At 72.5% G+C, this 5,568-nt stretch carries 5 protein-coding genes and 1 rRNA gene; 5 read left to right on the forward strand and 1 reads right to left on the reverse strand.

The features are described 5' to 3' along the window. The 5 genes from AOK23_RS32055 to AOK23_RS32075 form a co-directional block, all read left to right on the forward strand. Nucleotides 1–1,140: DUF7847 domain-containing protein (locus AOK23_RS32055; RefSeq protein WP_055716068.1), on the forward strand; the 1,140-nt coding region annotated here is incomplete at its 5' end. A 4-nt stretch (nt 1,141–1,144) separates the two neighbouring features. Beyond that, entirely contained in the window at nt 1,145–1,873 is a 729-nt protein-coding gene (locus AOK23_RS32060) for a DUF4129 domain-containing protein (protein ID WP_206336346.1), read from the forward strand. Then, on the forward strand, nt 1,870–3,063 hold the full coding sequence (locus AOK23_RS32065) for a DUF4350 domain-containing protein (RefSeq protein ID WP_055716069.1): 1,194 nt from the start codon (nt 1,870–1,872) through the stop codon (nt 3,061–3,063). The genes AOK23_RS32060 and AOK23_RS32065 overlap by 4 nt, the downstream gene beginning before the upstream one ends. Next, nucleotides 3,063–4,052, forward strand: a complete 990-nt coding sequence (locus AOK23_RS32070; protein WP_099964895.1) for an AAA family ATPase — start codon at nt 3,063–3,065, stop codon at nt 4,050–4,052. Before AOK23_RS32065 ends, AOK23_RS32070 begins: the two co-directional genes overlap by 1 nt. After that, nucleotides 4,052–5,362, forward strand: coding sequence for a DUF58 domain-containing protein (locus AOK23_RS32075; protein WP_055716071.1), 1,311 nt, complete (start codon nt 4,052–4,054; stop codon nt 5,360–5,362). The genes AOK23_RS32070 and AOK23_RS32075 overlap by 1 nt, the downstream gene beginning before the upstream one ends. A 107-nt stretch (nt 5,363–5,469) precedes the next feature. On the opposite strand, the gene rrf is transcribed toward AOK23_RS32075, so the two are convergent. Further along, nucleotides 5,470–5,568 (reverse strand): 5S ribosomal RNA (gene rrf / locus AOK23_RS32080); the annotation flags it as partial.

The raw sequence follows: 5,568 nt of genomic DNA on the forward strand, positions 1-5,568 counted from the left end.
CCGCAGCCCACCCCGGGCTGGGGCGGCCACCCCGGCGGCCCGCACCCCGGCCCCGGCGGCTACGGCCCGCCCGGCGCCTACGGAGCCCCCGGCGGCCATCCCGGCCACGGCGCCCCCGGCTGGGGCGGCGGATGGGGCGGCCCCCCGCCCGCGGCCAAGCCCGGTGTGATCCCGCTGCGCCCCCTCGGCGTCGGTGAGATCCTCGACGGCGCGGTGTCCACCATGCGCACCCACTGGCGCACGGTCCTCGGCATCTCCCTGACCGTCGCCGTCGTCACCCAGATCGCGGTCATCCTGCTCCAGGGCCTCGTCCTCAACGACGCCGCGACCGCCGACGTCCTCAACGACCCCACCGCCACTCCCGACGAGCTGAGCCGCGCCCTCGGCGAGACCCTGCTGAGCACCTCCGCCGTCCTGGTGATCTCCCTGCTCGGCACCATCATCGCGGCGGCCCTGCTCACGACCGTGACCAGCCGAGCCGTCCTCGGCAAGAAGGTGACCACCGGCGAGGCCTGGCGGGACGCCCGCCCGCAACTCCTCAGGCTGGGCGGCCTCACCCTCCTGCTGCCCCTGATCGCCGTGGTGGTCATGACCGTCGGCATCCTGCCCGGCATCCTCCTCGTCGCCGGTGGCGCGGAAGGCGCGGGCGTGGTCCTCGCCGTGTTCGGCGGACTCGGCGGCTTCGTCCTCACCGTGTGGCTGGTGATCCGCTTCTCGCTCGCCTCGCCCGCGCTGATGCTGGAGAAGCAGGGCGTCCGCAAGTCCCTGGGCCGCTCCGTCAAGCTGGTGCGCGGCTCCTGGTGGCGCGTCCTCGGCATCCAACTGCTGGCCGCGATCATCGCCTACGTCGTCGCGTCGATCGTCGTGATCCCCTTCGCCGTCCTCGGCACGGCCCTGGACGGTGAGGGCTTCTCCGGCCTCCTCACCGGCGGCACCGAATTCGGCTGGACGTACCTCGTCATCAGCGGCGTCGGCTCGATCATCGGCTCCACGATCACCTTCCCGATCAGCGCCGGCGTCACCGTGCTCCTCTACATCGACCAGCGCATCCGCCGCGAGGCCCTCGACCTCGAACTGGCCCGCGCCGCCGGCGTCCAGGACTACGGCGGCAACGCCTCCACCGCCACTCCCGGGAGCTGATGCGGTGAGACTCTCGGGGGGAGTTCTGACCGCCGTCCCCATCGGCTGGCGCTCGGCGGACGAACCACCGGTCACCCTCCCGCGCGACCCCGCGCGGGAGGCGGCCCGGCGCGAGCTGTCCAAGGGCATGTACCACGAGAACGACCCCAGTTGGTACGAGCGCGCCATGGACGCCTTCTGGGACTGGATCGACAAGCTGTTCGGCACGGCCTCCGCCGCCACCCCCGGCGGCGCGGTCGGCCTCGTCGTCATCGTCCTGGCCATCCTGGCCCTCGTCGGCGCCCTGTGGTGGCGCCTCGGCACCCCGCACCGCACCCCCGTCTCCTCCGCCCGGCTCTTCGACGACCGCCCCCGCAGCGCCGCCGAACACCGTGCGGCAGCCGAGGCACAGGCCGCCCAGGGCCACTGGAACCAAGCTGTCCAGGAACGCATGCGCGCGGTGGTCCGCTCCCTGGAGGAACGCGCCCTCCTCGACGTGCGCCCGGGCCGCACCGCCGACGAGGCCGCCTCCGAGGCGGGCCGTCTGCTTCCCGCCCACGCGGACCGACTCCGCACCGCCGCCAGGGACTTCGACGACGTCACATACGGCGGCCGAGCCGCGGCCGAAGGAACGTACCGCCACCTCGCCGTCCTCGACGACGACCTGGAGCGCGCCAAGCCCGCACTGGCCGGCAGCAGCGCCGACAGCACGACGAGCACGGCCCACCACGGCCGCCAGGGGGCCGCCGAATGACCACCGAGGCCACGCTCCCGAACACCTCGGCCTCGCCCACCGCCCGTCAGCTGTGGGGTCACGCACGAGGTGTCGTCATCGCCTTCGTGATCCTCCTGACCGCGGCGATCGTCATCGCGGTCATCCGCTCCGGCTCCGAGCACAGCCGCCTCGACCCGCGCTCCGCCGACCCCAACGGCAGCCGCGCGATCGAGCAACTCCTCGACGACAACGGCGTGTCCACGCGTGTGGTCACCACCCTCGACGAGGCGACCGCCGCCGCGGCCCCCGACACGACTCTCCTGATCGCCGTCCCGGACCTGCTCACCGAGTCCCAGCAGCGCCGCGTGCGCACGGCGACCGCCTCGTCCGGCGGCCGTACGGTCCTCGTCGCCCCCGACACCCCGTCCGTGGGCACCCTCGCCCCCGGCGTCACGGCCGACCCCGCCCCGACTTTCGACTCCACACTCGCGCCCCGATGCGACCTGCCCGCCGCCCGCCGTGCGGGCACCGCCGACCTCGGCGGCGTCCGCTACCAGGTCACCACCCGCGACGCCGACACCTGCTACCCCGAGAGCGGTCTGCCCAGCCTCGTACGCCTCCCGGCGGCCGAAGGGGGCGGCGACACCGTCGTCATCGGCGCCCCCGACATCCTCTACAACGACCGCCTCGACGAGCAGGGCAACGCCTCCCTCGCCCTTCAACTCCTCGGCTCGCGCCCCCATCTGGTCTGGTACCTCCCCTCTCTCTCCGACGACTCCGCCACCGACACCGGCGACCGCAGCTTCTTCGACCTGCTCCCCTCGGGCTGGCTCTGGGGCACCCTGCAACTGTTCGTCGCGGGTCTGATCGCCGCCCTCTGGCGGGCACGCCGACTGGGCCCCCTGGTGCCCGAGAAACTCCCCGTCGCGATCCGCGCCTCCGAGACCGTCGAAGGCCGCGCCCGCCTCTACCGCAAGGCCAACGCCCGTGACCGCGCGGCCGCCGCTCTTCGCTCCACCACCCGCACGCGCCTCGCCCCTCTCGTGGGTGTCCCCGTCTCCCGGGCGCACGCACCCGAGGCCCTGCTCCCCGCTCTGTCCGCCCACCTCCACGGCGACGGACAGACCCTGCACGCCCTCCTCTTCGGCCCGCCGCCCAGCGACGACACGGCCCTCATCGCCCTCACCGACCAACTCGACGCCCTCGAAAGAGAGGTACGCCGTTCATGATGGACCCGACCACTGACAACGCCGGGACCACCGGGGACCCGGGCTCCGCCCGTGCCTCCCTGGAGGCCCTGCGCGCCGAGATCGCCAAAGCCGTGGTCGGCCAGGACCCCGCCGTGACCGGCCTCGTCGTCGCCCTCCTCTGCCGCGGACACGTCCTACTAGAAGGAGTCCCTGGGGTCGCCAAAACGTTGCTCGTCCGCGCCCTCGCGTCCGCACTCGAGTTGGACACCAAGCGCGTCCAGTTCACCCCGGACCTGATGCCGAGCGACGTCACCGGCTCCCTCGTCTACGACACCCGCACCGCCGAGTTCTCCTTCCAGCCCGGCCCGGTCTTCACCAACCTCCTCCTCGCGGACGAGATCAACCGCACCCCGCCGAAGACCCAGTCCTCCCTCCTGGAGGCCATGGAGGAACGCCAGGTCACGGTCGACGGCACCCCCCGCCCCCTCCCCGATCCGTTCCTGGTCGCCGCGACCCAGAACCCGGTCGAGTACGAGGGCACGTATCCCCTCCCGGAAGCGCAACTGGACCGTTTCCTGCTCAAGCTGACGGTTCCGCTCCCGTCCCGCCAGGACGAGATCGACGTCCTCACCCGGCACGCCGCCGGCTTCAACCCGCGCGACCTGCGCGCCGCCGGCGTACGCCCCGTAGCGAACGCCGCCGACCTCGAAGCCGCTCGCGCCGCCGTGGCCAAGACGACCGTCTCCCCCGAGATCACCGCCTACGTCGTCGACATCTGCCGCGCCACTCGCGAGTCGCCGTCCCTCACCCTGGGTGTCTCTCCTCGAGGCGCCACGGCCCTCCTCGCGGCGTCCCGCGCCTGGGCCTGGCTGACGGGCCGCGACTACGTCATCCCCGACGACGTCAAGGCACTCGCGCTCCCGACGCTCCGCCACCGCGTCCAGCTCCGCCCGGAGGCGGAGATGGAAGGCGTGACGGCCGACTCGGTCATCAACGCGATCCTCGCCCACGTCCCCGTTCCCCGCTGATGGCTCCCACCGGACGCGCCGCACTCCTCGCGGCCCTCGGCACCCTCCCGGTGGGCATCTGGGAGCCCGGCTGGACGGGCATCCTCGCGGTGAACGCCCCACTGGCCCTCGCGTGCGCCTGCGACTACGCCCTGGCCGCCCCGGTGCGCCGTCTGGGCCTCTCGCGCTCCGGGGACACCTCAGCGCGCCTCGGCGAAACCGCAGAGGTCACACTGACGGTCACCAACCCCTCCAAGCGCCCCTTGCGCGCCCACCTCCGTGACGCCTGGCCTCCGAGCAGCTGGCTGCCCGGCAGCGAAGTGGCCGCCTCCCGCCATCGGCTCACCGTCCCCGCGGGCGAACGACGCCGCGTCACTACTCGGCTGCGCCCCACGCGCCGGGGCGACCGCCAGGCCGACAGGGTCACGATCCGCTCGTACGGTCCTCTGGGCCTGTTCACCCGCCAGGCCGGCCACAAGGTCCCCTGGACCGTGCGGGTCCTTCCTCCGTTCACGAGCCGCAAGCACCTGCCGTCCAAGCTGGCCCGTCTCCGGGAGCTGGACGGTCGCACCAGCGTCCTGACGCGGGGCGAGGGCACCGAGTTCGACAGCCTGCGCGAGTACATCCCCGGCGACGACACCCGCTCGATCGACTGGCGGGCCACGGCCCGCCAGTCCGCGGTGGCGGTACGCACGTGGCGCCCCGAACGCGACCGTCACATCCTGCTCGTCCTGGACACGGGCCGGACCTCGGCAGGCCGTGTGGGCGACATCCCCCGCCTCGACGCCTCGATGGACGCCGCCCTCCTCCTGGCCGCCCTCGCTTCCCGCGCCGGCGACCGCGTGGACCTCATGGCCTACGACCGCCGCGTCCGGGCCCTCGTCCAGGGGCGTTCGGCGGGCGACGTCCTTCCCTCCCTGGTCAACGCGATGGCGCCGCTCGAACCGGAACTCGTCGAAACGGACGCCCGAGGTCTCACCGCCACCGCGCTACGGACGGCCTCCCGCCGTGCTTTGATCGTCCTGCTGACAAGCCTGGACGCGGCCCCCATCGAAGAGGGCCTCCTCCCGGTCCTGTCCCGCCTCACCCAGCGCCACACGGTCCTGTTGGCTTCCGTCTCCGACCCGCATATCGCCCGCATGGCGAATTCACGGGGCACCACGAACGCCGTCTACGAGGCGGCGGCAGCGGCCCAGGCCCAATCGGATCGCCACCGCACAGCCGAACAACTCCGTCGGCACGGCGTCACGGTGGTGGACGCGACCCCGGAAAACCTGGCCCCTGCTTTGGCAGACGCCTATCTGGCATTGAAGGCAGCTGGACGCCTGTAATTCGCTACGAATAGTCCCCGAAGAATGGAATGGATGGCACTCCCGAAAGGATGCCCTAAACGCAGAAAGCCCCCGCCGGTTTCCCGGCAGGGGCTTTCTCAATGATTGTTCGGCGGCGTCCTACTCTCCCACAGGGTCCCCCCTGCAGTACCATCGGCGCTGTGAGGCTTAGCTTCCGGGTTCGAAATGTAACCGGGCGTTTCCCT

Origin of the sequence: Streptomyces torulosus (genome assembly GCF_001419765.1) — a bacterium.
In the GTDB taxonomy this organism is placed as follows: Bacteria; Actinomycetota; Actinomycetes; order Streptomycetales; family Streptomycetaceae; genus Streptomyces; species Streptomyces torulosus.

Excerpts from the sequence above, each read along its gene's own strand:
- AOK23_RS32065 (WP_055716069.1), top strand. The coding sequence starts at position 1,870 with ATGACCACCGAGGCCACGCTCCCGAACACCTCGGCCTCGCCCACCGCC.
- AOK23_RS32070 (WP_099964895.1), top strand. The coding sequence starts at position 3,063 with ATGGACCCGACCACTGACAACGCCGGGACCACCGGGGACCCGGGCTCC.
- AOK23_RS32075 (WP_055716071.1), top strand. The coding sequence starts at position 4,052 with ATGGCTCCCACCGGACGCGCCGCACTCCTCGCGGCCCTCGGCACCCTC.